General features: G+C 67.4%; 23 protein-coding genes and 6 pseudogenes. 18 read left to right on the top strand and 11 right to left on the bottom strand.

What is annotated here, in order from left to right; genetic code table 11:
• Positions 1–13: 13 nt before the first annotated feature.
• The 7 genes and pseudogenes from LWP59_RS05925 to LWP59_RS40885 form a co-directional block, all read left to right on the top strand.
• Positions 14–1,213, top strand: coding sequence for a TetR/AcrR family transcriptional regulator (locus tag LWP59_RS05925; protein ID WP_144636130.1), 1,200 nt, complete (start codon positions 14–16; stop codon positions 1,211–1,213).
• Positions 1,210–2,040, top strand: coding sequence for an LLM class flavin-dependent oxidoreductase (locus tag LWP59_RS05930; RefSeq protein ID WP_373299778.1), 831 nt, complete (start codon positions 1,210–1,212; stop codon positions 2,038–2,040). Before LWP59_RS05925 ends, LWP59_RS05930 begins: the two co-directional genes overlap by 4 nt.
• A 31-nt stretch (positions 2,041–2,071) precedes the next feature.
• Positions 2,072–2,863, top strand: coding sequence for an enoyl-CoA hydratase/isomerase family protein (locus LWP59_RS05935; RefSeq protein ID WP_144636127.1), 792 nt, complete (start codon positions 2,072–2,074; stop codon positions 2,861–2,863).
• Entirely contained in the window at positions 2,860–4,590 is a 1,731-nt protein-coding gene (locus LWP59_RS05940) for a class I adenylate-forming enzyme family protein (protein ID WP_229858076.1), read from the top strand. The genes LWP59_RS05935 and LWP59_RS05940 overlap by 4 nt, the downstream gene beginning before the upstream one ends.
• A 28-nt stretch (positions 4,591–4,618) precedes the next feature.
• Positions 4,619–5,380 (top strand): enoyl-CoA hydratase/isomerase family protein, encoded by a 762-nt coding sequence (locus LWP59_RS05945; protein WP_144636123.1) that lies wholly within the window; start codon positions 4,619–4,621, stop codon positions 5,378–5,380.
• 502 nt (positions 5,381–5,882) lie between these two features.
• Positions 5,883–6,173: pseudogene (locus LWP59_RS05950) on the top strand (PaaI family thioesterase); the annotation flags it as partial.
• Positions 6,145–6,345 (top strand): annotated as a pseudogene (locus LWP59_RS40885) (enoyl-CoA hydratase/isomerase family protein); the annotation flags it as partial. The pseudogenes LWP59_RS05950 and LWP59_RS40885, both read left to right, overlap by 29 nt.
• Positions 6,346–6,367: 22 nt before the next feature.
• On the opposite strand, the gene LWP59_RS05955 reads toward LWP59_RS40885, so the two are convergent.
• The 3 genes from LWP59_RS05955 to LWP59_RS05965 form a co-directional block, all read right to left on the bottom strand.
• Positions 6,368–6,589: an IS3 family transposase gene (locus LWP59_RS05955; RefSeq protein ID WP_186383146.1), complete on the bottom strand. Its 222-nt coding sequence runs from the start codon at positions 6,587–6,589 to the stop codon at positions 6,368–6,370.
• Between the two features lie 85 nt (positions 6,590–6,674).
• Positions 6,675–7,247: a transposase gene (locus LWP59_RS05960; protein ID WP_144636117.1), complete on the bottom strand. Its 573-nt coding sequence runs from the start codon at positions 7,245–7,247 to the stop codon at positions 6,675–6,677.
• A 22-nt stretch (positions 7,248–7,269) separates the two neighbouring features.
• Positions 7,270–7,875, bottom strand: coding sequence for a dihydrofolate reductase family protein (locus LWP59_RS05965; RefSeq protein ID WP_144636114.1), 606 nt, complete (start codon positions 7,873–7,875; stop codon positions 7,270–7,272).
• A gap of 283 nt (positions 7,876–8,158) precedes the next feature.
• Here LWP59_RS05965 and LWP59_RS05970 point away from each other — a divergent pair.
• The 4 genes and pseudogenes from LWP59_RS05970 to LWP59_RS05985 all read left to right on the top strand — a co-directional run.
• Positions 8,159–8,485: pseudogene (locus LWP59_RS05970) on the top strand (lactate dehydrogenase); the annotation flags it as partial.
• A gap of 158 nt (positions 8,486–8,643) precedes the next feature.
• Entirely contained in the window at positions 8,644–9,474 is an 831-nt protein-coding gene (locus LWP59_RS05975) for a transposase family protein (RefSeq protein ID WP_144636109.1), read from the top strand.
• 2 nt (positions 9,475–9,476) lie between these two features.
• Positions 9,477–10,130, top strand: a pseudogene (locus LWP59_RS05980) (NAD(P)-dependent oxidoreductase); the annotation flags it as partial.
• Positions 10,123–10,872, top strand: a pseudogene (locus LWP59_RS05985) (D-alanine--(R)-lactate ligase); the annotation flags it as partial. The pseudogenes LWP59_RS05980 and LWP59_RS05985, both read left to right, overlap by 8 nt.
• Here LWP59_RS05985 and LWP59_RS05990 read toward each other — a convergent pair.
• Positions 10,868–11,185 (bottom strand): annotated as a pseudogene (locus LWP59_RS05990) (response regulator); the annotation flags it as partial. The pseudogenes LWP59_RS05985 and LWP59_RS05990 overlap by 5 nt on opposite strands.
• A gap of 203 nt (positions 11,186–11,388) precedes the next feature.
• Here LWP59_RS05990 and LWP59_RS05995 point away from each other — a divergent pair.
• Complete coding sequence (locus tag LWP59_RS05995) at positions 11,389–11,811, top strand: M15 family metallopeptidase (protein ID WP_229858672.1); 423 nt, start codon at positions 11,389–11,391, stop codon at positions 11,809–11,811.
• A 332-nt stretch (positions 11,812–12,143) separates the two neighbouring features.
• Here the strand turns inward: LWP59_RS05995 and LWP59_RS06000 are convergent, their stop codons facing one another.
• The 3 genes from LWP59_RS06000 to LWP59_RS06010 form a co-directional block, all read right to left on the bottom strand.
• Entirely contained in the window at positions 12,144–12,809 is a 666-nt protein-coding gene (locus LWP59_RS06000) for a TetR/AcrR family transcriptional regulator (RefSeq protein ID WP_144636103.1), read from the bottom strand.
• Entirely contained in the window at positions 12,806–13,030 is a 225-nt protein-coding gene (locus LWP59_RS06005) for a hypothetical protein (protein ID WP_144636100.1), read from the bottom strand. Before LWP59_RS06005 ends, LWP59_RS06000 begins: the two co-directional genes overlap by 4 nt.
• A 149-nt stretch (positions 13,031–13,179) precedes the next feature.
• Positions 13,180–13,842 (bottom strand): hypothetical protein, encoded by a 663-nt coding sequence (locus LWP59_RS06010; protein WP_144636097.1) that lies wholly within the window; start codon positions 13,840–13,842, stop codon positions 13,180–13,182.
• Positions 13,843–13,967: 125 nt separating this feature from the next.
• On the opposite strand from LWP59_RS06010, the gene LWP59_RS06015 reads away from it, so the two are divergent.
• Both LWP59_RS06015 and LWP59_RS06020 read left to right on the top strand, forming a co-directional pair.
• Complete coding sequence (locus LWP59_RS06015; protein WP_144636094.1) at positions 13,968–14,303, top strand: helix-turn-helix domain-containing protein; 336 nt, start codon at positions 13,968–13,970, stop codon at positions 14,301–14,303.
• Between the two features lie 195 nt (positions 14,304–14,498).
• The gene (locus tag LWP59_RS06020) at positions 14,499–15,416 is read left to right on the top strand and encodes a CPBP family intramembrane glutamic endopeptidase (RefSeq protein ID WP_144636091.1); all 918 of its coding nucleotides are present in this window, start codon (positions 14,499–14,501) and stop codon (positions 15,414–15,416) included.
• Between the two features lie 36 nt (positions 15,417–15,452).
• Here the strand turns inward: LWP59_RS06020 and LWP59_RS06025 are convergent, their stop codons facing one another.
• Positions 15,453–16,115, bottom strand: a complete 663-nt coding sequence (locus tag LWP59_RS06025) for a response regulator (RefSeq protein WP_144636088.1) — start codon at positions 16,113–16,115, stop codon at positions 15,453–15,455.
• The gene (locus LWP59_RS06030; protein ID WP_144636085.1) at positions 16,103–17,362 is read right to left on the bottom strand and encodes a sensor histidine kinase; all 1,260 of its coding nucleotides are present in this window, start codon (positions 17,360–17,362) and stop codon (positions 16,103–16,105) included. The genes LWP59_RS06025 and LWP59_RS06030 overlap by 13 nt, the downstream gene beginning before the upstream one ends.
• 191 nt (positions 17,363–17,553) lie before the next feature.
• Between LWP59_RS06030 and LWP59_RS06035 the strand changes: the two genes are divergently transcribed.
• Entirely contained in the window at positions 17,554–17,790 is a 237-nt protein-coding gene (locus LWP59_RS06035) for a hypothetical protein (RefSeq protein WP_144636082.1), read from the top strand.
• Here LWP59_RS06035 and LWP59_RS06040 read toward each other — a convergent pair.
• A complete protein-coding gene (locus LWP59_RS06040) occupies positions 17,769–19,010 on the bottom strand; it encodes a cytochrome P450 (RefSeq protein WP_144636080.1) in 1,242 nt (413 codons plus the stop codon). The two genes, LWP59_RS06035 and LWP59_RS06040, sit on opposite strands and share 22 nt — an antisense overlap.
• A 148-nt stretch (positions 19,011–19,158) precedes the next feature.
• Between LWP59_RS06040 and LWP59_RS06045 the strand changes: the two genes are divergently transcribed.
• The 3 genes from LWP59_RS06045 (at position 19,159) to LWP59_RS06055 (ending at position 21,745) form a co-directional block, all read left to right on the top strand.
• A complete protein-coding gene (locus tag LWP59_RS06045) occupies positions 19,159–20,100 on the top strand; it encodes an ATP-binding cassette domain-containing protein (RefSeq protein ID WP_144636077.1) in 942 nt (313 codons plus the stop codon).
• Positions 20,097–20,846 carry an ABC transporter permease gene (locus tag LWP59_RS06050; protein WP_144636074.1) on the top strand — a complete coding sequence of 250 codons (750 nt, stop codon included), beginning with the start codon at positions 20,097–20,099 and terminating at the stop codon, positions 20,844–20,846. The genes LWP59_RS06045 and LWP59_RS06050 overlap by 4 nt, the downstream gene beginning before the upstream one ends.
• A gap of 62 nt (positions 20,847–20,908) precedes the next feature.
• Entirely contained in the window at positions 20,909–21,745 is an 837-nt protein-coding gene (locus LWP59_RS06055; RefSeq protein ID WP_144636071.1) for a DUF4097 family beta strand repeat-containing protein, read from the top strand.
• A 3-nt stretch (positions 21,746–21,748) separates the two neighbouring features.
• Here LWP59_RS06055 and LWP59_RS06060 read toward each other — a convergent pair whose 3' ends face one another.
• Positions 21,749–24,901, bottom strand: a complete 3,153-nt coding sequence (locus LWP59_RS06060) for a BTAD domain-containing putative transcriptional regulator (protein WP_144636068.1) — start codon at positions 24,899–24,901, stop codon at positions 21,749–21,751.
• Between the last annotated feature and the right edge of the window lie 42 nt (positions 24,902–24,943).

Here is a 24,943-nt window from a genome sequence, read left to right on the forward strand (position 1 = left end):
GCACGTGGGACGGATGGCGACGCAAAACGGGCATAGTGGAGGCGTTGGTCGCCTGACGGCCCGGCAACGCGGGCGTCAGCTGACCGAGACGGCCGCGCGCCGGTTCCACCGGTACGGCTTTCACGGGGTGGCGCTCATCGACGTGGCCCGTGACGTCGGGATCACCGCGCCAGCGCTCTACCGTCACTTCCGCAACAAGAACGCATTGTTGGCCGCGACCGTGCACAGCGGACTCGACTTGGTCGACGCGGCGTTCACGACGGGAGGGGAGTCGTGGGTCGAGCTCTTGTCCGAATTCGCGGGCGTCGCACTCGTCCGGCGGGACCTCTGGGCGCTGCTGCAGCGCGAAGTCCGGCATCTGGGGGAACCGGAGCGGCACGCGGTCGAGGCGAGGTTCGACGACTTCGTCGCGCGGCTCTCCATGCGGTTGCGCGCCGTGCGGCCCGATGCCGATTCCGAGCAGCGACAGTTGCTTCTCGTTGCGGTCCTGGGGACTCTGGCCAGCCCAGCGGTGAGTGGTTTGCGAATCGGGCGTGAGCGGTATCAGCGTGTCCTCACCGCCGCGGCGATCGCGGCGTCCAAGGTCTCCCTGCCAGCCGTGGCAGCGGCACCGCGTGTGGCGATGTCGCGTCAACGGTCGGCAGTGCCTCAGACGCGCGGCGAACAACTTCTCGAGACCGCTGTTTCGTTGTTCCATGAGCGCGGCTACACCGCTGTCACGCTCGATGACATCGGTGCAGCCGTCGGACTGGCAGGCCCCAGCATCTATCACCACTTCGCGACGAAGTCGGACCTGCTGGTGACGGCCTTCAGCAAAGCCGCGCGGCGGCTGGCCCTCAGCCGCGCAAGTGGCGTCGACGAAGCCGTGCTGGACAACCTGGTACGCGGGTACATCGAACTCGGAGTTCAGCAGCGCCAGCTGTTCGGGGTGTACGTCACCGAGGCCGTCAATCTGCCGCCCGAAGCCGGCCGCCGGATCCGGCGCGAACTGGCCGCGAACGTCGCCGAATGGAGGTACGCGCTGCAGCGCAGCCGCCCCGAACTCGGCGAGGCGACGAGCTCAGTGCTCGTGCATGCGGCTCGCGGCATCGTGAACGACGTTGTGCGCGTAGGGGGTCTGCATGCCAGGCCCGGCATCGTGGCGGAGCTCACGGCACTCGTGCGCGGCGTGCTGAATACCGCGGTACCGAAAGAACGGGGGGTGAGCGGATGAGAATCGGACTACAGCTGGGCTACGGAGGGGACGGGCGGTTCACTCTCGGCCTTGGGGCGTCCGGCTCACAGGTGGTCGAGGGTTTTCACGGGGTTCCCTACGATGCCCCGTTCGGGCACATCCGGGAGATCGTCGAGATCTGCCGGCAGGTCTGGAGCCGAGAGCCGATGTCTCATCAGGGTGCGTACTCCCAGATTCCTTTGCGAGCGGGGGAGGGCACCGGCCTCGGCAAGCCCCTCAACCTGATCGACTGCCCCGTGCGTACCCGGATCCCGATCAGCATTGCCGCGCTCGGCCCTCGGAACGTGGCGCTGGCGGCCGAGATCGCAGAGGGCCGGGAGCCGATCTTCTTCCACCCGGACAAGGCTGCGGAAGTGCGGGCGGAGAGCGTGGCTGCCGGCAAAGCCCGGCGCGATCCGGCTCTGGGAGAACTCGACATCGCTGTCGGGCCTTCCGGTCGCCTTCGTCGAAAGGTCGCAGCAGGCGGCGTATTTCGACGACGTGCGTCCCCAGCTCGCGTTGTACGTCGCAGGGATGGGTGCACGCGGGAAGAACTTCTACCACGATCTCACGTGACGCTATGGATACGAAAAGGCGGCGCGGGATGTCCAGGACCACTACCTCGCCGGGCGCGGGAACGATGCCGCGGCAGCAGTGCCGGACGAACTCATCCAAGCTGTTTCCTTGATCGGCCCACGTTCAGCCGTTCAGGAACGAATGGCTGCGTTGCGCGCCGCCGGTGTCACGACGATCAAGGCTCAGCTGCTGGCCCTGACGACGCGGGCCGGCTGGCCGCCGTCGAACAACTGGTCGGACTGGCCGGCTGAGCCGGTAAACCGTTCAAGAGAGGAATCCGTCATGGGCGACCACCAGTACCTCATAACGTCGATCGGCGAGGGTGTCGGCGTGATTCAGCTGAACCATCCGCGGAAACGCAACGCACTGGGCTGGGAGCTGCACCGGGAGATCATCGCGGTGCTCGGCGAGTGGGCCGAGGACGACCGCGTGGCTGCGGTCCTGCTGGTCGGCAATGAGGACTATTTCTGCGCGGGCTGGGCCCTCGACGTACTCGAGGAAGTGACGGGTGACGACCTCATCCGGTTCAACGATCTGGCCTGCAAGCTCATGGTCTCCCTGTACGACTACCGCAAGCCGACCGTCGCGGCGGTCGCCGGTGTGGCGCCGGGCTACGGCATGGATCTCGCGAACATGTGCGACATCACGGTCGCCTCGGAGAACGCCATGTTCGGCTCGACACAGGTGAAGTACGCGATGAACGGGTTCTACCACGGGATGCTGCGCAAGGTCGGCGCGCAGCGTGCGCGTCGGATGCTGTTCACCGGGGATCCCATCGACGCGAAGGAAGCGCTCCGCATCGGGCTCGTCGACGAATTGGTTCCGGTGGGCACCGTGCGGGAGAGCGGATTCCGTCTGGCCCGCCATATCGCCGAAGCCGGTCCGGAGCTGGCGACGGTGCTGAAGGAAGTCGCCCTGCGTGCGAGCAACATGGACCACATCGGCGCGACGGCGTACGAGCTGAGGGTGACTGCCGATCTGATCCAGCGGGGCCTGTTCACCCGGCGCCTGTCCGAGGGGCTCGCCGCGTTGCGCTCTGGACAGAGCAAGGCGACCGCACGGTTGCGCTCGTGACGTTGCCGTCTTCCAGGGTATGGCCTCACGCCGCCGGGAACCACCAAGGCCGGTTCTCTAGTGAATATGCACTAGATATGCTGACTACGGTTTCATCGGAAGGGAGCACGTCGATGACCACGATGTCAAACGTGGCCGCCGAGTACCGGCAGGCCGGCTACCGGGCGAGCGGGTTGTGGACCGAAGACAGGATCGGCGACCTGGTGAGGTCGCGGGCCGCGCGGTATCCCGACCGGGAGCTTTTTTGCTTCGAGGGACGCCGCGTCACCTACCGTGAGTTCGACGGCTGGACCACCGCGGTCGCCGCCGACCTTGTCCGGCGCGGGGTGCGGCCAGGTGATCGGGTGCTGGTCCAGCTGCCCAACTGCCTGGAAGCCTTGGTGCTGCAGGTCGCGGCGTTCAGGATCGGCGCGATCGACGTTCCTGTGGTGCCGATCTACCGGGAACACGAGATGCGCCGCATTCTCGCCGACTGCCGGCCAGCGGCCGTCGTGGCCGCCGCAGAGCTCAGTCCCCGCCGTCCGGCCGAGGAGTTCGATGGCTTGCTGGCCGAGATGGGGCACCAGCCCGCGGTCCGCTACATCGTCGGGGATCACCGCGACGGCTGGGAGCAGGTCACCGCGGATGCGGGCGACGGCTTCGAACTGCCTGAGCCGTTGCCCGCGAGCGCACCGGCGCTGCTGCTGTACACGTCGGGTACGACTTCCGCGCCGAAAGGCGCACTGCTGACCGGGCAGGCGCTGTACGCACACATGCGCAACTTCCAGGAAGCGCTCGGTGCTGGCCAGCAAACGGTGACACTGGCCGCGACTCCGCTGTCGCACCTCGGTGGTTTCATCGCGGGCGTCATCTTCCCGGCGTTCCTCGGTGGTAGATCGATCATCATGCGCGGCTGGAAGCCCGATGAAGCCGTTTCGCTCATCGAGGACGAGCGGGTATCGCTGATGATGGGCGCGACGGTCTTCGTGTCCGATCTCGTGGAGCGCTACGAACGGGGGCTGGCGCCGAGGCACCGCCTGCCGACCTACGCGTGCGCCGGTGCTGCCATTCCCGGCGCTCTCGTCGATCGAGCCGCGGAAGTCGGAGTGTCCGTGGTCCGGGCCTACGGCATGACCGAGACAGCCGGGGTCTGCGCCATCGCGGCGGCGACTGACCCACTGGATCGGCGCCGTGACTGGGACGGCAGGGTCCTGCGGGGGATGGAGATCCAGGCCGTGGACGACAATCGCCGGCTGCTGCCGCTGGGGAGCCAAGGTGAACTCCGGATCCGGGGCCCGCAACTGCTCACCCGGTACACCGACCAGGGCCTGACCGAGTCGCAGATCGACGAGGACGGATGGTTCTACCCCGGCGACGTGGGCCGTGTCGATCGATGGGGCTGGGTACAGATGACCGGCCGCAGCAAGGACATCGTCAACCGCGGTGGCGAGAAGTTCTCGACGATGGACATCGAGCTCGCCCTCGCGTCTCACCCCGACATCGAATCCGCCGCCGTGACAGCCGTCCCCGATGCCCGGCTGGGTGAGGGTGTCGGCGCCTGGCTCGTCCTGGCCCCGGGCGTGACCTGGCAGGGGCCCGAAAAACTGATCGCCCACCTGGAACAGGAGAAGCTCGCCAAACAGAAGATTCCCACCCAATGGCACGTCATCGCGGCGATTCCGCGTACCGCGGCCGGAAAGATCCAGAAACACCTTCTCGCGCGAGTTGACGACGTCGTCGTCCAGTAGCCGAGCGAAACAGACAAGGAACGATCTCATGACTCAGTTCGACAACATCAAATCGACCGTCAAGAACGGCGTCGGCACGATCACGTTCGACCGGCTCGACCGGCGCAACGCGCTCAGCGTCGAGCTGATGGCGGACCTGAGTGACCAGCTCGACGAGTGGGCATACGACGACGAGGTCGCGGCCGTCGTGCTCACCGGCGGCGAAGACGTCTTCTGCGCGGGGCTGGACCTGGATCTGCAATCGGGCTTCACCCAGGAAACCCGTTCGGTCTACTCGGACGCGTGTCTCCGCGCCTACAGCACTCTGCTGGACTACCGCAAGCCGACGATCGCCGCGGTCGGCGGCCCCGCACTCGGCGGCGGCTGCGACATAGCGGTGTTCACCGACATCCGGGTCGGCAGTGACAACGCGATCTTCGGGTACCCGCAGATCAAGTTCGGCCTGACCCCCTATTTCTCGCCGTTGTGGCGGATCGTGGGCCTGAGCCAGGCGAAGCTGCTGACTTTCTCGGGAGACAAGGTCGATGCGGCCGAAGCCCTGCGCATCGGGTTGATCGACCGGCCGGCACCGAAAGGCGAGGTTGTCGCCCGCGCGACCGCGCTCGCCGCGTCGATCGCGGAAACGACGGTGAAATCAGCGGTCAACAACAAGGAGATGGCGCGGACGTCCCCCGGACTGGACCCGATCAACGCGCTGACCTACGAGACGCTGGCGTACCGGGAAGTGATCTGGCACCCGGACATCGTCGCCCGGATCAACGACGCCTACAGCCGGATCAAGAGGAAGTAGGCGAGCGTCCGTTCATCGCGGGGGAGCACGATGTCACTGCCGCCCAGCGGGGCCAGCACCGGCGACAGCGGTCCGGAGCCTGTGGCCGAGGTCCTAGAATTGGATGCGGTGAGCAACGATTCGGCATCAGCCGATGTCCCGCCGACGACGGGGAGCTGCGCCGCCGGTCGCTGACAACGGACCTGGCTTTGGACATCCTTACTCCGCCGCCGTGGTCCACGACAGCGCTTCACGCGACGGCGAGGGTGTTACGAGCTGAACCGACAGGTGGTTTCGGACAGTGCAGCGTGACGGACGACCGGGGCGAGTTGGTGGCCGTAGCGTCTGGCCGGTTCCAGTATGTCAAGGCCGGCGGACCGGGCGAACGAAGTGCTCTTGGAATCGTCCATGATTCCGCCTTCCCGGCGGCCGCCGACCTCGCCGCGTACCTCGGCGCGCGGACGGAGACCGAGGGCGAAACCACGAAGGTGAATCTCCTGACTCGCGGGTCTGGAGCAACGCTTGTGGGCGGCTGCACGGTGGGATCTGGATGGCGCTGGCCGAGATAGCGGCATCGGCGGTCCTCGCGCGGCGGGGAGACCTGCGGCCAGCCCACGTGCACGTCCGTTATCTGCGCGCTGCTGAGCCGGGAGAAGTGTCGGCCGTCGCGCGGCCTGTGCATGTCGGCAGATCGTTCGGGCTGGCCGAGGTCACCGGTTCCGACAGCGGGGGCAAGCTCTGCATGACGGCCACGGTGACCGGCCGGTTGTGGGAAGGAGGTCATGATGGCGGGACAGATCAGAGTCGAGGGTGACGGTGCGGTGCACCGTCTCTTTCTGGGCAGACCGGAGCGGCACAATGCGCAGACGCCCGCCCTGTGGGCGGAACTTGCCGCTGCTGGCCGTGAGCTTTCGTCGGATCCAGCACTTCGCTGCCTGGTCGTCACCGGGGATGGCGCGTCCTTCAGCTCGGGGATCGATCTGGACGAGATGCGAAACCCCGAGGGATTCATCCGGCGGCTCGCGCCGCACCCGTGGGGATCCCGATCGCATGATGGCCGAGATCTCGTTGGTGCAGCGGGCATTTCGCTGGATACCGGCGGCGCAGCATCGCGTGCACCCGCGGCGCACCGTATGTGCCACCGGAGCAGGTGTGGATCTCGACGATCTCGGCCAGCAACCGCTCGTCGGCCAGCCGACGCGCCGAAGGCTGTTTCGCTGCTTGAGCCACCCATAGAAGGTCGAGGACGCGATATCCAGAACCCGTAGTACGAGATCGACCGGGTGCTGCGGGTGTTCGTGCGCGAACCGCAGGATCACCTCCGGGTCTGGCCGATCTCGGAGGCGAAACACGCGCTCGCATCACGCAAGTTGGCATTGATGCGTTCCAGCTCCGCGACCCGCTTGCGCAGCTGCTTGTTCTCCTCGGCCATCTCGCTCGTGGGCCGGTCGCCTCGCTCGCCGCGGTCGGCTTCGTCCTGGCGGATCCAGTTCCGCAACGCCTCGTGATGCACGCCGAGTTGTTCGGCCAGCTTGCGGATCACCGGTTTGGGGTCGCAGTCCCGGTACAGCCGAACCGCGCGGGCCGGCAACTCGTCGGGGGTACTTCTTCGGTGCTGCCACTGACGCGCTCCTTCCGGTCCTATCGGACCATGGATTGGAGCTCTCCGTGAAAGCGGGGGAACCTCAATCGTCCCCCACCGCTGCGTCGCGGCGGAAAGGCCTATGAACCAAGTTGTTCGAACGCCCGGCTCCGGGAGGCCGAACTCGAAGCGGCGCTGCCGGGTTTGCTGCCGACGGTGCTGGCCGCGGCGACGCGAACGGGGCCGGTGACGAGGTGGTCGCACTGAACCGCTGATCACCCGGTGGTCGCTGTGGACGTATGCCACCGAGCCCCCGCTGGGAAACTGGTCAGGATCTGACGACCTGGTAGGTGAGGTGCGTCGCCCGCGGTGATTCGGTGACCTCCTGCTGGACCAGCGTCGTCGGGCCGACGAGGTCGAACAGGCGCGTGCCGTCGCCGAGTACCAGTGGTGACAGGTGGATGCGCAGCTCGTCGACCAGCCGTGCCGTCAGGCTCTGGTCGACGACATTCGCGCCGCCCATCACAGCGACGTCCTTGTCGTCCGCGGTTGCGCGGGCTTGGTCGATGGCGGCTGCTACTCCTTCGGTCACGAACCGGAACCTGGAGGCGAGCCGCACGTGGGTGGGTGGCTCGTGGGTGACGACGTAGCACGGCGGCGCGACCGACTGGTCCTGGTCGTACCCGTATCCGACGTCGTCGCTCCAGCCGTGCGGTCCGTCCACGATGTCGTACAGCCGTCGCCCCATCACTACCGCGCCGGTCTGCTCGAAGCTGCGCGCCAGCACCGCTTCGTCGACGGGGGAGCGGGGCTCCTCGAGCACCCACGCGTGGATCCCCTCGCCGCCGACGCCGAGGCCGTGCTCGGAGTCCACGCCGGATGCGGTGACGTATCCGTCCAGGGACATCGAGATGTCTGCGATCACCTTGCTCATGCTCACTCCCTCAGGGTCTGTTGTCCGGATAGACCCGACAAGTGCGCAGAACTCATCGGTGGCGGGTCGTTCGACGAGCGGCCGGCGCGGGGCTCCATGAGTACAGGGTTCGTTCTCGACCATGCTACGGCCGGTGGGATATCGTCGGCATATCGAAAATCAGATACGTGCTGGTAACACCACGCTCCCTTGACTGGGGGACATGACCTACCGCGAACCAGCACGAACAGCGGCCCGCCGCAGCCGATCGCCGGCGCCCGCGTCCTCCTCGGCCGTCCCGACAATGGGCATCACGATTTACGAATGCGGCCGGGACGAGGCCGTCTTGTTCCGAGAGTTGGCGCCTCGCTGTGGCGTTACGCCAACCATCACGGACGCTGCGGTATCGGAGGCCAACATTGAACTGGCATTCGGAAACCAATGCATCAGCGTTGGTCATAAAACTCATATCACCAACGCCACTCTTCTCGCGCTCAGTCGGGCCGGCGTAAGGTATATCGCCACAAGAATCATCGGGTACAACCATCTCGATGTGGAATACGCGGAGAGTGTTGGCATCTTCGTCGAGAACGTCGCTTATTCGCCCGACAGCGTGGCTGACTACACAGTGAGGTGATCTCATCAAGTTGTGGTGTTGGACGCCGAAAAAGCGTAGGCAAGGCTATGCGGGCGGGTTGCGGGACGCTGAGCTGAGCCCTGGGAAGACGGGCGGGGAGCCCCTGGTAAGACTGGATTTGCGAAGATCAAGTCCGGACCAGGAAGCTCCCCGTGATCACCTATCATGCCATCCTCGACGTGCCCGGTGAACTGGCTCAGTACCTGGGCAGACTGCTGCATGCCGAGCGCCGCCGACGTGGCACCCGCAAGACGACCCGCGCGTTGAGCTGCTTCGCCCAGGCGGTGCTGGGCCTGCGCTGGTTCCGTCACCACGTCGATGTCACCGCACTGGCCCGTGATCACGGGATCTCGCGCGCCACCGGCTACCGGTACCTGGACGAGGTCATTACCGTCCTCGCCGATCAGGCGCCGGATCTGCACGACGCATTGCGGAAAGCCAAAGACGACGGCGTGACCCACCTGATCTTGGACGGCACGGTCTTCTCCGCCGACCGTTCTGGCGAGCAGGCCACCAGCGTGAAAGGGAAGCAGATCGACGCGTGGTACTCGGGAAAAGCTCACCAGCACGGTGGCAACGTTCAAGCGCTCTCGGCGCCGACCGGGTTTCCGTTGTGGGTCAGTGACGTCGAGCCCGGCTCGGTCCACGATCTGACCGCGGCCCGGCAGCACGTGCTGGGCGCCTTGTACTGGGCGGCATCGCAACTGGATCTGCCGACGCTGGCCGATGGCGGCTACACCGGCGCCGGCATCGGAGTGTTCACCCCGATCCGGCAACCCGCCGAGGGTCACGTCCTTGACATCGACAACCGTACCTACAACGCGCTGCTCCGGGGCCTGCGATGTTTGGGCGAACGCGGCTTCGCTCTGCTCACCGGACGCTGGCGAACGCTGAGCCCCATCACCGCGAGCCCACGCAAGATCGGTGACATCGTCAAAGCCTCGCTCGTGCTCACCCAGTACGAGCACGGCAAGATCACGTGAAAGTCGCTGAGATCACCTCACTGATGCTGATGCTGATGGTGGTACGAGACGCAAAATCCATTATCAGACGTGCGGATGTTCATGATTACAGGTTGAACGATGTACGCGGGAAAGAACTGCGCGATCTGACCATCGGGGTAATTGGAACAGGACGTATCGGTGTGGCGGTCATGGACAGGTTGCGCGGCTTTGGCTGCCACGTACTGGCCTATGACAGTCGTCCCAGGAACTCTGCCAACTACCTTCCTCTCGATGAAGTGCTGCAGCTGAGCGACATTGTCACGCTCCACGTCCCACTGAACGCGGACACGCACCACCTGCTCAACCGTCGACGTATCGCGCAGATGAAGCACGGTGCGTTCGTCATCAATACCGGGCGCGGTTCACTTCTTGATACCGGCGCCCTCCTGCCGGCGCTGGAAAGTGGCAGGTTGGGCGGCGCGGCGTTGGACGTCCTCGAAGGAGAGGAAGGGATCTTCTACACCGACTGCCGCAACAAGCCCCTCGAAAGCGGGCCGCTGTTGCGGCTGCAAAGAATGCCGAACGTGATTGTCAGTCCGCATACCGCCTATTACACGGACCACGCCCTGAGTGACATCGTCGAAAACAGTATGATCAACTGCTTGAGCTTTGAAAGTGGGAAGCAGCATGGATAGGTTGAAGATCGGAATCATATTCGGGGGAACTACCGAAGAGCATCCCGTCTCCGTCAAGTCTGCGCAAGAGGTGGCAGGAAACCTCGACGCCGAAAAGTATGAGCCGTTCTGGATCGGGATTACGAAGAGCGGTTCCTGGAAGCTTTGTGACTGCCCTGGAGCAGAGTGGGAAAACGGCGACTGCCGTCCGGCCGTGCTGTCGCCGGACAGCAGCGTCCGCGGGCTGCTTGTTCTGGAACAGGGACAATACGAAACGATCAGTCTGGACGTCGTGTTGCCTGTTCTGCACGGCAAGCTGGGCGAGGACGGTGCGATGCAGGGCTTGTTGGAGCTCTCCGGCATCCCGTACGTCGGCTGCGATGTGCAAAGTTCTACCCTGTGCATGGACAAGTCCCTCACTTACGTCGTCGCCAGAAGCGCTGGAGTCGCAACGCCGAAGTTCTGGACCGTCACGGCGAACGAGAATATTGATCCCGGCCAACTCGCCTACCCCGTCTTTGTCAAGCCGGCCCGTTCGGGTTCGTCCTTCGGCGTCAGCAAGGTATCTCCCAAAGAAGAACTGCCGGGTGCGGTGGAGACCGCACGACAGTACGACTCGAAGGTGTTGATCGAAGAGGCTGTTGTCGGCAGCGAGGTCGGATGTGCGATCTTGGGGAACGACCTGGATCTGGTCACGGGCGAGCTGGACCGAGTCGCGCTCTCTCATGGCTTCTTCAGGATCCACCAGGAGAGCGAGCCCGAAGCTCGAAGGGCTTCGTGAGGTAGTCGTCGGTACCGAGTTCGAACCCGGTGGCCTTGTCGTCGAGCCGGTCGGCAGCGGTGAGCATGAGGATCGGCATGCCGCTGCCGGAGGCGACGATGCTTTTGGCGACCTCGTCACCGGTAGGTCCGGGAATGTCTCGGTCGAGGACGGCGATGTCGTAGCCGTTGACGCTCAGCAGTTCCAGCGCGGTGTCGCCGTCACCGGCGATGTCTGCCGCGATCGCTTCCAGGCGCAGGCCATCGCGGATGGCCTCTGCCATGTAGGGTTCGTCCTCGACGATCAACACACGCATGCTCCCCGATGCTACAAGCCGGCGCATATCGTCGGCATATCGAAAATCAGGTACGTGCTGGCAACACCACGCTGCCTTGGCTGGGAGGCATGTCCTACAGCGAACCAGCACGAACGGCGGGTCGCACCCGGTTGCTGGCGTCCTCGTCCTCCTCGGCCGTCCGGCGCGCCCTCGGCAAGGCACACGGCGCTGTCCCCGACCCCGTGACGGTCTTCGACGACGAGATTCCGGCCGTGGGCAACCTCGATCCCGATCTGCTCGGTGCCCTGCGCCGAGCTGCGACCGATGCCGCGGACGACGGGGTCGAGATCTTCGTCAACGGTGGCTGGCGTTGCCGGGAGTACCAGGAACAACTACTCCGCGAGGCGGTCTCGAAGTACGGCTCGGAAGAGGAAGCTGCCCGATGGGTGTCGACCCCCGACAGGTCTGCTCATGTGTTGGGGGCGGCGGTGGACATTTGGCCCCCCGATGCCAAGGCGTGGCTGTCCGAGCACGGCGCCGGGTACGGGCTGTGTCAGATCTACCGCAACGAACCCTGGCACTACGAACTGCGCCCCGAAGCCATCGAGGACGGCTGCCCGCCCATGCATGCCGACCCTGCGCAGGATCCAAGGATACGGCAGTGACCAGGATGCGCGGCATGTTCGAGCCCGGATCGGTCGACCTCCTGCCGCGGCAGGAACATCGCGATCGGACGGCGCTGCCATGGTCGCGGGGCCGCAATCGCCGCCGGCGCGGAGTGGCTCGGCGGCACGGCGAGGAGCACCGCTCGACGTCGCTGGTCAAATTCCCAATTCCACGTTGCACCACGCGGACCGTCCGTCCACAACGGACGACGAGAAGTTCCTGCGCTCGGCAGTGGTGTGAGCAATTCCGGCGCATCCGCGGGGGTGGTCGGCCGTCTGGGGGAGGGGCTTTTGCATGCGTTCGGTCGAACGATCCATGACTTCGCTGGCGCTCAGGCGTATTCGTCGGGGGGATCGGCGGAGCGCACCACTCGCCATGGCCGGTCAGCTGGGTCCGGTCCCTGCTGGGCGCGCACCTGAAGGCCGTCGAGGAGCAGGTCGACAACGTGTCCATACAGGACGAACCCTTCGTTGCCCACGGCGGAGCGGGACTCACCCCGGTCCCATCGCTCGTCCTCTGCGGCCACGAGCCCGCAGGTGGTGGCGAAGAATCCCCGCGCCAGTTGCTCGGCATCGGTCAAGCCTGCGGTGCGGAGCAGGTCGGTGATCTGGCGGGTGAGTGGTGCCGCAGGCCCGGTGTCGGAGGTACACCAAGCCGCCAGCGGGCCGGCGCAGCCCGGGCTGGTCCATAGGACACCGAACAGCGCGCCGGCCCATCTGCGCAGCCTGATGTCCCAGGCCGTGTCCTCGTCGACAGGGATACGGGGGATGAGCGTGGTGACGCGAGCGACGACGGCGTGGCGAACAGTGCCGATGTCGCCGAGCCTGTTGTTGATGGTGAAGCGGGCGACACCCAGTTCGCCGGCGAGCCTGTCCATGGTCCAGCCCATCAGGCCGTGCCGCTGGGTGAGCGCGAGCGCGACCGTGACGATCCGCTCCTCAGTGACCCGGGCGCCCGGGCTGCGTTTGCCTCTGCCTCCACTGATGCGCGCGCTCATACCAGCACCAGGCGTGGCAGCTGGGTCAGAGGGAGAAGACAGCCGGTGCAGAGAGCGGCAGGAACGTCTGTGCGCCGCCGAACCTCGACATCGGCGATGGGAAAGGTGATTCCGCACAGGCGGATGGCGATGCCCACGACATAGGCGGCCCCGTCGTCGAGGTCGAAATCGAGCTGCATTGGCGCCGGTGATCGACCGGGAGCCGGGACGAGTTCGTTCATTGTCGCTCGTTGCTGCCGGACTTGGGCTGCCCCTGGCCGATCCGGTGGAGATTCCGCCACCGAAACGCCGTGTCCCCTTGCTCCGGGGGGTCCGGCATCGGTGAGGCCGAACCGCCGCACACGGGCCGGAGCAGCCTTGGCGAGACGAGTCATCGTTCGCTGCTGTCGGACTCGGGCCACCACTGGTCGAGGATCTCCATCCGTGCGTCCAGGAGTGCCGGGTCGCGCAGGTCGATGATGTGCACGCCGTTCCAGCGGCGGAACCCGATGCCCTCGAGCATCGCCCCGGCGCGCACGCTCGCCAACTCCGCCGCCACCCGGCCGCCTGGGGAGGGGAAGTCCAACGGCGAGACGCGGCACGCGCCAATCCGCGCATCGGGGGCGAGGATGCGCAGCGCGCTCGCGACCAGTGCGGCGCCCAGGCCGTGCCCGCGCCAGCCCTCGACCAGCTCGACCCGGCGCAGGATGACCATCCGCGGTGGCCCGGGGGAGATCTGCTTGTCCAGCTCGGGGTGCAGCTTGCCCTCGTCGGGGTCGATGACGGTCTCGGCGATGAACTCCAGTGCCCATTCGCCGAGCACGACCGAGTCGAGCAGGTTGCGTTCCTTGGTCAGGTCGGCGATGACCAGGGAGATGTCCCCGACGTGCCGCAGCTCCTCGGGGCACACGTCGAGCGGGGAGATGTCGGCGGAGGCGTGCCACTGTTCGGGTTGTTCGTCCTCGTCGTCGATCTGCCACCAGAACCGGCGGTGCGACAGGTTCAACTCGATCGACAACGGACTCGCCGGAAGGTCGGGCACCATTGTGATCACGCTCTCTCCGGAGCCGCCGACCGTCACGTCAACGTCTCCTAGCTGCGACTTTGCTGACACCACTCCTGAACCTACCGAAGAACCTGCAGGTCAGCTCATGCATTCAACTGCATGTCGTAGCATGCATGCTCGCTCCAGCATGGCTTTTTGATCATGAAGGCACCATCGTGTTGCCGATGCCTGCGAGGATTGCGCCCCAGCACGAATCGGCGGCCAGTGTGCTGGCTCGCCGTATTCGTGCACGGCGGGCCGAGCTGGGGCTGACCGTCGAACAACTGGCCTTCCGGTCAGGCCTGTCCGTCCGCTACATCGCTTCGCTGGAAGCTCGCGATGTCACGTCGCCGGGCCTGCAGCCGTTGCTGCAGATCGCTCAGGCGCTGCAACTGGAGAGTGGTGACTTCCTGGGAGGTCTGGCTCCCAACAGTGCAGCGTCCCCACCCGACAGTAAACCGCACAAATAGCACTTTAGTTAATTCGTGGTGAAGCCCAACCCTCGCTTTCGAGCCGTATTTCTTTGCGGAACAGAAGGCCGAACGCGGAAGGTACAGCCTCCTGTACCCCGCTCCGGGTGGTCACGGGAATGACCTTCGAGCGGGCGGCTGGTGAACTCTTCACATCAAGCCAACCGCCTTCTCCCGAAGGGAAAAAGCACCGCGATGACCATCAACAGCCAAGCGATCGCCGCCGGTCGGCTGGTACGGCGCACCGGATTACGGGGCAGTGTCGGCCGCCGCCCGCTCACCTGGTTCTTCTCGCTGTCCTTCCTGCTCAGCTGGGTCGCCTGGCTACCTTACGTCTTGTCCGAGGACGGCCTTGGCGTCCTGCACTTCGGCTTCCCGGTCATCTTGGGCACCACCCAGTTGCTCGGCGTGCTGCCCGGCGCCTACCTCGGCCCGATCTTGTCGGCATTCGTGGTCACCGCCGCCGCGGACGGCCGCACCGGGCTGCGCCAGTGGACCGGCCGGCTGGCCAAATGGAAGGTCAGCTGGCGCTGGTATCTCGGGGTGCTGATCAGCGTGCCCGCCGTGCTCACCCTGACCACCGTCGCGGTGGCCGGCCAGAACCCCATCACGCCCTCGGGCGCGGTCATGGTCGCCTACCTGCCCGGCCTGATCCTCCAGCTGCTCACCACCGGCATCGCCGAGGAGCCCGGCTGGCGTGACTTCGCCCTGCCTCGCCTGCAAAGCCGGTTCGGTCCGCTGCGCGGCACCCTGATCCTCGGACCGCTGTGGGGCGCCTGGCACCTGCCGCTGTTCCTGACCCAGTGGGGCGGGCCGCACGTCACGCCGGAGATGCCGCTCGAGTTCATCGGCACCTGCATCGCCTTCAGCATCGTGATGACCTGGGTGTTCAACCGTACCGGCGAAAGCCTGCCGCTGGCCATGCTGCTGCACACCAGCGTCAACACCTTCTTCTCCGTCGCCTTCAGCCAGATGTTCCCCACGCTGGACCAGACGGACACCATCCACGCGTTCCTGATCGGCGCGACCGCCGTGGCGCTGATCCTGCTGGTCGCCACCCGGGGCCGGCTGGGCTACCGGCGACACGTCGAGGTCTCATCCCAGCCGGACTGACACCAGGACCGAAACCGGGCGAGCCGGCGCAGCGCATCAGGCGCTGCGCCGGCTCTCGTCCTTGAGATAGTGCAGCACCGCGGTGACGCGCCGGTCGGCGCGGTCGGTCGGGGCCAGGTCGAGTTTGGCGAAAATACTGCGGATGTGCTTGTGCACCGCGCCCTCGGTCACCACCAGCCGCTCGGCGATCGCGCTGTTGCCAAGGCCCTCGGCCATCAACGCCAGCACATCGCGTTCCCGCGCGCTCAGCCGCGCCAGCCGGTTGTCCGGCCGCGTCCGCACCATCAGCTGAGCCACGACCTCGGGGTCGATGGCGGTGCCGCCGCCGGCCACCCGGTGCAGTGCGTCCAGGAACTCCTCGACCCGCCCCACCCGCTCCTTGAGAAGGTAGCCCAGCCGCGAGCCGCCGTCGGTGAACAGCTCGGTGGCGAACGCCTGCTCGACGTAGGCGGACAGCACCACCACGGCGAGCCCTGGCTGTCGGCGCCGGGCTTCCACCGCGGCGACGATCCCTTCGTCGGTATGTGTCGGCGGCATCCGAACGTCCACAATCGCCAGATCGGGCGTGTACTCGTCCACCGCGACAAGGAAGTCCTCAGCGTTGGCCACTGTGGCCACGACATCAAGAGACTCGGCGCGCAACAGCAGCGCGAGGCCTTCGCGCAGCAGCAGGTCGTCTTCGGCTATCACAATCCGCATGGCACGCTCGCAGTCAGCACAGTTGGTCCGCCGACGGGACTGCTCAGCGCGAACGTCCCGTCATGCGCTTCGACACGACGCCGGATGCCGGTCAGCCCGGACCCGCCGTGCCCGTCCGCGCCGCCGTGCCCGTCGTCGGTGATGTCCACACACAGCCGTTCGTCCCGGCGGCGCAGCCGGACGGTGGCGTGGCCGGCGCCGCTGTGCCTGGCGATGTTGGTCAGTGCCTCCGCGACCACGAAGTACAAGGTCGCCTCCACCGAGGCCGCGCACCGGTCGGGCACCTCGGCGTCGACCTCGCAGGGCACGACGCAGTCGGCGGCGAGGCCGGTGAGCGCGTCGGGAAGGCTGCGCGCGGTCAGCACGGGCGGCAGGATACTGCGCACCACGCCGCGCAGTTCGGCCAGTGCCTGCTCGGCGGCATCCTGCGCGCGGTCCAGGATTTCCCGCGCGTCGTTCGGGTCGCGGGCCAGCGCGCGGTTCGCCGCGCCGATCAACACGGTGACCGCGACCAGCCGGTTCTGGGTCCCGTCGTGCAGCGACCGCTCGATGCGCCGCAGTTCGGCGGCGTGCGCGTCCAGCGCGGCCGCTCGCGTCGCCTTCAGTTCGGCGACCCGCAGCGCCAGGTCGGTGCCGTCGTCGGGCACCAGCAGCCGGCGCCCCGACCACGCCTGTGCCCAGGCGATGACCGGCAGCACCAGGACGGTGATGACCAACGCCGCGAAGCCGATCAGGCAGACGAGAAACGCGCCCGGCCAGTCGTGCACCGTGAAGTAGTTCTGGGACGGGACGTCCGCGCTGGGCGGCGCCAGCTTCCACCACACCGGGAACAACAGGTCGTGCAGTCCGTCGATGGGCAGGGTGAGCGCGACCAGGCTGAACAACATCCCGAGCGTGGCGTGCCAGCCGGTCCAGCCCAGTTCCCGCAGCACCGTGGGCTGCCGCAACGCGTCGCCCAGCTGGGCGGGCACCGGTTCCGCACCCAGGATCTCCGGCCCCCAGCGGGACAACCGAGCGCGTTCCCGGTCGGCGACCATGCGCACCAGCCGCAGTGCGGACGGCAGCAGGAACAGCCCGACCCCGACCAGGCACAGCACCCCGGCGAACAGCAGCCACAGCAACGCGATCGCCGCCAGCACCGCCGTGCCCAGCCCGCCGACGATGTGGTCGAGCGCGTCCAGCGCGGCGCGGCCGCGAACGGCCGGGCTCCAGGGCCGGGTGGCGCGCGGGGGAGCTTGGGTGGACATCCACACCTCCTGGGCCACAGACCGTAGACCACCGGGGCGATCGGGGACCAGCCGCATATCGGATTGGTACAGCCTGCTGTACCTCGACTGTCCATTCCGCTGGATCGCCCGGGCCGCAACGACTTTCTAGTGTTGGGCATGGCAATCAGCCCGTTGGCCGGCCCGGCTGGCACAACCTTGTGGAGAACATCATGAGCGTCCGCACCACCGACACCGGCTCGCACGCCGCCCCGGCTTCCCGGCAGGCGGTACCCGCGTCCCGTGGCTTCGCGCGCCCGGTGCTGTGGCTGCTGCTGGTGGTCAGCGCCACCTGCAACGTGGTTGCGTCCGTGTCGAACCTGGTCGTGGTCAGCGTCGTGTTCGGGGTGATCACGCTGTCCCTGGGCGCCGCCCTGGTGATGCACCACTACCGGGGCCGCCGCCGTTGACCCTCAGCAGACGAGGTGACCGGCAGTTCGTGTACGCCGTAGATGTTCATGTCGGTCCGGAGTTTCACCTCCCCGGCGGGGATGGCGAGCTCGAGAACCGGGAAGCGGCGCAGCAGTCCCTCGAAACCGGCGCGCATCTCGATCCGGGCCAGTTGCTGGCCGAGGCACTGGTGGATGCCGTGGCCGAAGGACAGGTGGCCGCGGGCCTTGCGGTGGATGTCCAGGGTGTCGGGGTCGTCGAAGCGCTGGGGGTCGTGGTTGGCGGCCAGCATCGAGACGACGACGGTCGATCCCTTGCCGATCGTTTCACCGCCGAGCTCGATGTCCTCCGTGGCGTAGCGGTACAGGATGTCGACGACCGACAGGTAGCGCATGAGCTCCTCGACGGCATCGGGCAGCAGGTCCGGGTCGGCGCGCAGTTCGGCCAGCTGCTCGGGGTGCTCCAGGAGCGCGAAGGTGCCCAGTGCCAGCATGTTGGCGGTGGTCTCGTGGCCCGCGAGCAGCAGCAGGAAGGCGCTGCCGGTCAGCTCCTCGATGGTGAGGTCGTCGTGACGGGCCAGGTCGGACAGGATGTCCTCGTCCGGGGCGGCGCGTTTGTGCGTGACCAGCTCGGAGAGGTACGTGGTCAGTGCGCTGTACGCGGCCACCTTCTCCTCGAGCGACTGGTCCTTGACCAGGAACTTGGCGGAGTTGACCTGGAAGTTCTCCCGGTCCGCGTAGGGGACACCCAGCAGTTCGCAGATCACCAGCGAGGGCACCGGCAGCGCGAACTCCTTGACCAGGTCCACCGGTGGGGTCAGGCGCGCCAGCTCGTCCAGTTGCCGCTCGACGATGTCGGTGATGTGGTCTTCGAGCTGCTTCATGCGTCTGACGGTGAAGGCGCCGGTGAGCCTCTTCCGCAGCCGGGTGTGCTCCGGTGGGTCCATGGCGATGAACAGGCCTGGCACCTGCGGCGACGGTTCGGTGGCGGCGGGCATACCGGGGGTCTCGTAGGGCACGTGGAGAACGCCGATGTCCTGGCGGGAGCTGAACCGGGTGTCGGCCATCAGCCGGCGGACCGCGTCGTAGCCGGTGACGAGCCAGCCCTCGTGACCGTCGGGGAAGACCAGGGGACTGACGGGGCGCGCCTCGCGCAGCCGGCTGATTTCCCGGGGCGGGTCGAAGGGGCCCGCATCGCGCTCCATGGGCAGGCCGTGCGGGACGGGAACCGTTCGGGTCATCGATTTTCCTTTCGTGGCGGTGTTGCGACCACGATCGCCGACGGACCTGACACGCGACCGCCACGGCCCTGACACCGGGGCCGAATCCGCCGAGGCCGTGTCAGAGGCGTGGCGGGGGCGTGTCAGGCCGGGCGCCGATGGTGGTCACATGAGAAGTTCAGCGATTGCGGTTTCCGGACTGCGAAAGGCATTTGGGGACAGGATCGTGCTCGACGGCATCGATCTGGATGTCCCTGCGGGCTCGGTTTTCTCCCTGCTCGGCCCGAACGGGGCGGGCAAGACGACGACGGTGCACGTGCTTACCACGTTGATGAAGGCCGACGGTGGGACGGCGCGCGTCGCCGGGCACGATGTCGCGACCGAGGCCGAGTCCGTGCGCGCGGCGATCGGGGTCACCGGTCAGTTCGCGGCGGTCGACGAGCTGCTGACGGGGCAGGAGAACCTGCAGCTGATGGTGGACCTGAACCGGACGGCCTCCGCCGGCGGCAAGCGGATCGTCACCGAGCTGCTGGAGCGCTTCGATCTGGTGGAGTCGGCGCGGCAGCCCGCCTCGACCTATTCCGGGGGAATGCGCCGGAAGCTGGATCTGGCGATGACGCTCGTCGGCGAACCACGGATCATTTTCCTGGACGAGCCGACGACGGGACTGGATCCGCGCAGCCGTCGCACGATGTGGTCGATCATCCGCGAGTTGGTGGCCGGCGGGGTGACCGTTTTCCTCACCACCCAGTACCTCGACGAGGCCGATCAGCTCGCCGACCGGATCGCGGTACTCGAGCAGGGCCGCCTGGTCGCGCAGGGCACCCCCGACGAGCTCAAACGCCAGATCCCGGGGACCCACGTCCGGCTCCGGTTCAGCACCGTCGCCGAACTCGACGCGGCAGCGCGGATCTTCGCCGGTTCCACGCGGGACGACGAAGCACTGGCCCTGCGGGTTCCCGGCGACGGTGGGACGAAATCGCTGCGGGCCCTGCTGGACAGGTTCGACGAGCACTCACTCAGCGCCGAAGGGTTCTCCGTCCACACACCCGACCTCGATGACGTTTTCCTCGCCCTGACGGGCCACACCACGGAGGTGGTCGCGAAATGAGCGCCAAGTCCCATTCGATGGTCATGTTGCGCCGCAACTTCAAACACATCGCCCGGAACCCGACCTCGGTGTTCAACGCGGTCCTGATGCCGATCGTGCTCATGTTCATGTTCGTGTACATGCTCGGCGGCGCTTTCGACGTCAGTGTCGACTACATCGACTACGCGACGCCGGGACTGATGCTGTTGGCCGTCTGTTACGGGCTGGGGGCCACCGCCACGTCGGTGAACTCCGACATGACGAAGGGCATCATCAACCGGTTCAAGGTCATGGACGTGTCCCGCGGTGCGGTGCTGACCGGTCACGTCGTCGCCAGCGTGCTGACCAACCTGATCGCCATCGCGGCTCTCGTCGGGGTGGCCTTCCTGCTCGGCTTCAGCCCGTCGGGGAGTTTCCTCGACTGGCTCGGCGTGGTCGGCATCGTCGTACTGCTCGGGTTCGCGGCCGGCTGGCTCACGGTCGCCTTGGGACTGGCGGCGAAATCGCCGGAAACGGCGGGTCTGGCCGCCGTGCCGCTGGTCATGCTGCCGTTCTTCAGCAGCGCGATCGTGCCGGCGGCGAAGATGGGACCGGGCGTCCGGCAGTTCGCGGAGTACCAGCCCTTCACGCCGATCATCGAGACCACGCGTGGGTTGCTCAACGGCACACCGTCCGCCGGCTACGCGATCGTCGCCATCGCCTGGTGCGCCGGGATCGCTCTCGTCGGGTACCTGTGGGCGCGTTCCACGTTCAAGAAGCGAGCGTGACCTCCCTGGCCGACCCCGAAACCCCGCACCCGCATCACGCACGAGACACAAGGAGAGTTGCCATGCCTGCATTCGCCACGCCAGGGCCCGTTGTCGCCACCGTCGTCGTCGCCGGTGCCCGGGTACGGGTCACCGCGAGCGACCGGACCGACACCGTGGTGCTGGTCGAACCCATCGACAAGGCGAACCAGTCGGACGTCAAGGTCGCCGACAAGACCAAGGTCGACTTCGCCGGCGGCCGGCTGTCGGTCAAAACCACCGTCTCCGGGGACAAGAACGGTTCGGTCGCCATCACGATCGGGTTGCCCGCCGGCTCCAGCCTGGTCGCCTACCTGGTGCACTCGGGCTTGCAGGCTGACGGCTCGTTCGGCGAGTGCGAGCTGCACCTGGCATCGGGCCGGGTCCGGCTGGACCGCGTCGACGCACTGCGGGCGAACATCACGGCCGGTGAGGTCGCGGTCGGCCACATCGCCGGGCGCGCCGACATCGACGGCAGCGCGGTCGCGATGCGAATCGGTGAGATCGAGGGCACCGCCAGGCTCTCGAGCTCGGGCGGGCAGATCTGGATCGGCCACGCCGCGGCCGCTCTCGAGCTCGGCAGTGGCAGCGGCGGTTTCGACATCGACCGCGCCGACGGCAGCGTCACCGTCAAGACAGGCGACGGTGCCATTCCGATCGGCCGGCTGACGCGCGGTCAGGCGGAGCTGTCGAACCGCTCGGGAGACATCGAGGTCGGCATCAGCGAGGGCACCGCCGCCCTGGTGGACGCGGACAGCAAGCGAGGGTCGGTGCTCGACTCCGTTCTGTCGCAGGAAAACCCGGGCACGTTCGACGACAAGGTCACGGTCCACGCCAGATCGCGGCACGGCGACGTCATCATTCGACGCGCGGCGAGCTGACCCTCAGGCGAGCGTGACCGTGATCAGCTGACGCCAGCTCGTCTGCGTGCCCTCCCGCGTCGCCTCGGCGAACCGTGCATCGCCGAGGCGGTGCCGCGCGGCCTGCTCGATCCGGCCCACATCCGGGTGGGAGCGATCCTGCAGGCCGCGCACAGCGGCACCTGCCGCGAGCAGCCGGGCGGCCTGTTCGTACTGTTCGCGGCGTAGTGCCAGGTCCGCGACCCCGACGAGTACCTGTGCGATCGAGGGCGCGTGCCCAGCCTCGGCCGCCGCCTCGCAGGCCGCTGCCCGATGCGCACGGGCGTCGCCGAGATCGTCGGCAAGGTAGCCGAGCAGATCGTGTGTTATCGCGCGGATGTTCGCCTGGTCCGCTTCATCGCCCAGGATGGTCGTCGCGACGCCGAGTTGGTCGTACGCCTCCTCGGCGTCGCCGCGCCAACGAGCGAGCTCCGCCTTCGAGAGGGCCAGCAGCGCCAGCGCGTCCGGCCAGGTGACCCGTTCCGCGCAGTGCACTGCCTCGGCGATGGCGGCCGCGCTGGAGTCCTCGTCGCCGAGCAGCCAGTACAGCTGAGCCTGTCGCGACCGCATCCGGATGACGTCCTCGATGGCGCCGGCTTCGGTGACGACAGCGACCGCTTGTTCGTAGTGCTCGCACGCAGCGGTGAACTCGCCGCGTACGGCGATCCGGTCCGCCAACTCGCTCAAGGCGAACGAGATCCCCCACCGTTCGCCGATCGCGCGGAACTCGGCGAGCGCCGCCTCGAGATAGGCGTCCGCTTCTCGTCCGTCGTGGCCGAGCACGATCCGCATCTTGCCGAGGTGCAGCCGCGCCAGTGCGCGTACCCAGGGGTCCGTGTCGTCCAGCAACAGTTCCCATGCGGGCAGGAACGCGTCCGGCGCCCGCAACATGCGTTCCAGCGGGACGACCAACCGCAGTGCCGGGTGATGCTGCTGACTGCGCCGGCCGAACCGGTACGCCTTGTGGATCCATTCCGCCGCCGCGTGTTCGTCGGCAGGCCCGGAGCCCACGAACATCGAGATGAGGGCGTACACCGTCGCCCGGATCTCGTCGGCCACCTCGCCCGGCGTTTCGGCGGTCGCGGTGAGCAGCTCCATGCCTTCGGACTTGTGCCCACCGAGCCACCAGTACCAGCCGGCGCCCGCGGCGAGTCGCATCGCCTCGGGCGCCTCGCCGGCCGCGAGCGCGGCACGCATCGCGGCACCGAGGTTGTCGTGCTCGACCTCAAGTGCGGCAAGCCATTCCAACTGCTCGGCGCGGCGAAGACGCGGCTCCGCGGTCTCGGCGAGTTCGGTGAAGTAGGCGAGGTGCGCATGGCGGGCCAGGTCCGATTCCGCCGCCTCCGCGAGCCGCTGGGCGGCGTACTCCTTGATGGTGCCGAGCATCCGGTAGCGCGGCGCGCCGTCGCCTTCGGCGACCACCAGCGATTTCTCGGCCAGCGCGGTGAGCAACTCGAGCACCTGCTCCTGCTCGATGGTGTCCCCGGCGCAGACCCGCTCGGCCGCTTCCAGGCTCGCCCCGCCCGAGAACACCGAGAGCCTGCGCAGGACCATCCGTTCGGCATCGGTGAGCAGTTCCCAGCTCCAGTCGACCACCGCGCGCAACGTCCGGTGCCGCGGCAAGGCGGTACGGCTACCGCCGGTCAGCAGGCGGAACCGGTCGTCGAGGCGGTGGGCGAGCTGGTCGATGGACATCGTGCGCAACCTGGCCGCGGCCAGTTCGATCCCCAGCGGCATCCCGTCCAGCGCCCGGCAGACGCGCACCATCGTCGACAACGTGTGGGCGTCGGCCGCGAGATCCTTGCGCACCGCGCCCGCCCGGTCCCGCAGCAACCGGACGGCAGGCGAGGACTCGATCTCGCCGGGGCCGGCATCCCCGTCCGGCAAGGCCAGCGGCTCGACCAGCCAGAGCGCCTCACCGGTGATGCCGAGCGGTTCCCTGCTCGTCGCCAGGATCCGCAGCCGCCGGCACTCCCCGAGCACTCGATGGGCGAACGCCGCCGCCGACTCGATCACGTGCTCGCAGTTGTCCAGGATCATCAGCGTCTCCCGCTCGCGGATCGCGGCGATGAGCCGGTCCACCGGCTCCGCGTGCGGTGCCCCGCCGAGCAGCGCGTCCCGGAGGCCGAGCCCGGCGAGCGCCGCCTGCGCCACGTCGTTCCCGCCGCCCTTGTCACCGTCGGCGCCGATGGCCGCGAGCTCCACCAGCCAGGCCCCGTCCGGCAGGTCGTCGAGCAGCGTGCGCGTGGTTTCCGTGGCCAGCCTGGTCTTTCCCGAGCCGCCCGGCCCGATCAGTGTGGTGAGCCGGTGTTCGGCGATGAGCTCGCGGACCGCGGTGACATCAGCGTCCTTGCCGACGAAGCTGGTCAGCTCGGCACGCAGGTTGGTCTTCCGGTTTTCCTCCCGCCGCCCCGACTCGCCGCGCAGCAGCGTGACGTGCAATGCGGACAGCTCCGGTGAGGGGTCGACGCCCAGCGCGTCGGCGAGGGCTTCTCGCGTGCGCTGGTACACGAGCAGCGCATCGGTTGGGCGACCGGCCGCGGCGAGGGCGCGCATCAGCGCGGCGACAAGCCGTTCTCGCACCGGATGCGCGGCCACCAAGTCCGTCAGTTCCGCGACCAGATCGCCGCCGCGGCCGAGCCGGATCTCTGCCTCGAACCGGTCCTCCATAGCGGCGAGGCGCAGGCCTTCGAGCCGGGTGACCGCCGCGTCGAACGCGTCGCTGTCCTGCAGGCCGACGTCTTGCATGGCCGCACCGCGCCACAATCCCAGGGCCGCCCGCAGCAGCTTCGCCCGCTGCGGGTCCTCGTCGTTGCGGGCCTGGCCGACGAGGCGTTCGAACCGCACGGCGTCGACGGCACCGGGTTCCACCGTCAACCGGTAGCCGTCCGGCTGCCCCTCGACCGACCCTTCCGGCAGCGCCTTGCGCAACCGGGAAACCAGGCGCTGCAAGGCATTCGTCGCGTCGGCGGGCGGGTGCTCACCCCAGATCCAGCCGACGAGCCTCGCCTTCGGGACCGCGTGGCCTGGTTCGAGCGCGAGGGCGACCAACAGCGCGCGCAACCGGGCACCCGGCACGTCGGCGAAGACGCCGTCGTCCGTGCGAACCTCGAACGGTCCAAGCATCCCGATCAGCACCCGGCTGATTTTGTCACGGGCGGACGGCAGCGTCGTCGCCCT

Origin of the sequence: Amycolatopsis acidiphila, assembly GCF_021391495.1 — a bacterium.
GTDB classification, from domain to species: Bacteria; Actinomycetota; Actinomycetes; order Mycobacteriales; family Pseudonocardiaceae; genus Amycolatopsis_E; species Amycolatopsis_E acidiphila.

Coding starts and splice junctions, on each gene's coding strand:
- LWP59_RS05925 (WP_144636130.1), top strand. CDS start 14: ATGGCGACGCAAAACGGGCATAGTGGAGGCGTTGGTCGCCTGACGGCC.
- LWP59_RS05930 (WP_373299778.1), top strand. CDS start 1,210: ATGAGAATCGGACTACAGCTGGGCTACGGAGGGGACGGGCGGTTCACT.
- LWP59_RS05935 (WP_144636127.1), top strand. CDS start 2,072: ATGGGCGACCACCAGTACCTCATAACGTCGATCGGCGAGGGTGTCGGC.
- LWP59_RS05945 (WP_144636123.1), top strand. CDS start 4,619: ATGACTCAGTTCGACAACATCAAATCGACCGTCAAGAACGGCGTCGGC.
- LWP59_RS05965 (WP_144636114.1), bottom strand. CDS start 7,875: ATGAGCAAGGTGATCGCAGACATCTCGATGTCCCTGGACGGATACGTC.
- LWP59_RS06000 (WP_144636103.1), bottom strand. CDS start 12,809: ATGAGCGCGCGCATCAGTGGAGGCAGAGGCAAACGCAGCCCGGGCGCC.
- LWP59_RS06005 (WP_144636100.1), bottom strand. CDS start 13,030: ATGAACGAACTCGTCCCGGCTCCCGGTCGATCACCGGCGCCAATGCAG.
- LWP59_RS06015 (WP_144636094.1), top strand. CDS start 13,968: ATGCTCGCTCCAGCATGGCTTTTTGATCATGAAGGCACCATCGTGTTG.
- LWP59_RS06020 (WP_144636091.1), top strand. CDS start 14,499: ATGACCATCAACAGCCAAGCGATCGCCGCCGGTCGGCTGGTACGGCGC.
- LWP59_RS06025 (WP_144636088.1), bottom strand. CDS start 16,115: ATGCGGATTGTGATAGCCGAAGACGACCTGCTGCTGCGCGAAGGCCTC.
- LWP59_RS06030 (WP_144636085.1), bottom strand. CDS start 17,362: ATGTCCACCCAAGCTCCCCCGCGCGCCACCCGGCCCTGGAGCCCGGCC.
- LWP59_RS06035 (WP_144636082.1), top strand. CDS start 17,554: ATGAGCGTCCGCACCACCGACACCGGCTCGCACGCCGCCCCGGCTTCC.
- LWP59_RS06040 (WP_144636080.1), bottom strand. CDS start 19,010: ATGACCCGAACGGTTCCCGTCCCGCACGGCCTGCCCATGGAGCGCGAT.
- LWP59_RS06045 (WP_144636077.1), top strand. CDS start 19,159: ATGAGAAGTTCAGCGATTGCGGTTTCCGGACTGCGAAAGGCATTTGGG.
- LWP59_RS06050 (WP_144636074.1), top strand. CDS start 20,097: ATGAGCGCCAAGTCCCATTCGATGGTCATGTTGCGCCGCAACTTCAAA.
- LWP59_RS06055 (WP_144636071.1), top strand. CDS start 20,909: ATGCCTGCATTCGCCACGCCAGGGCCCGTTGTCGCCACCGTCGTCGTC.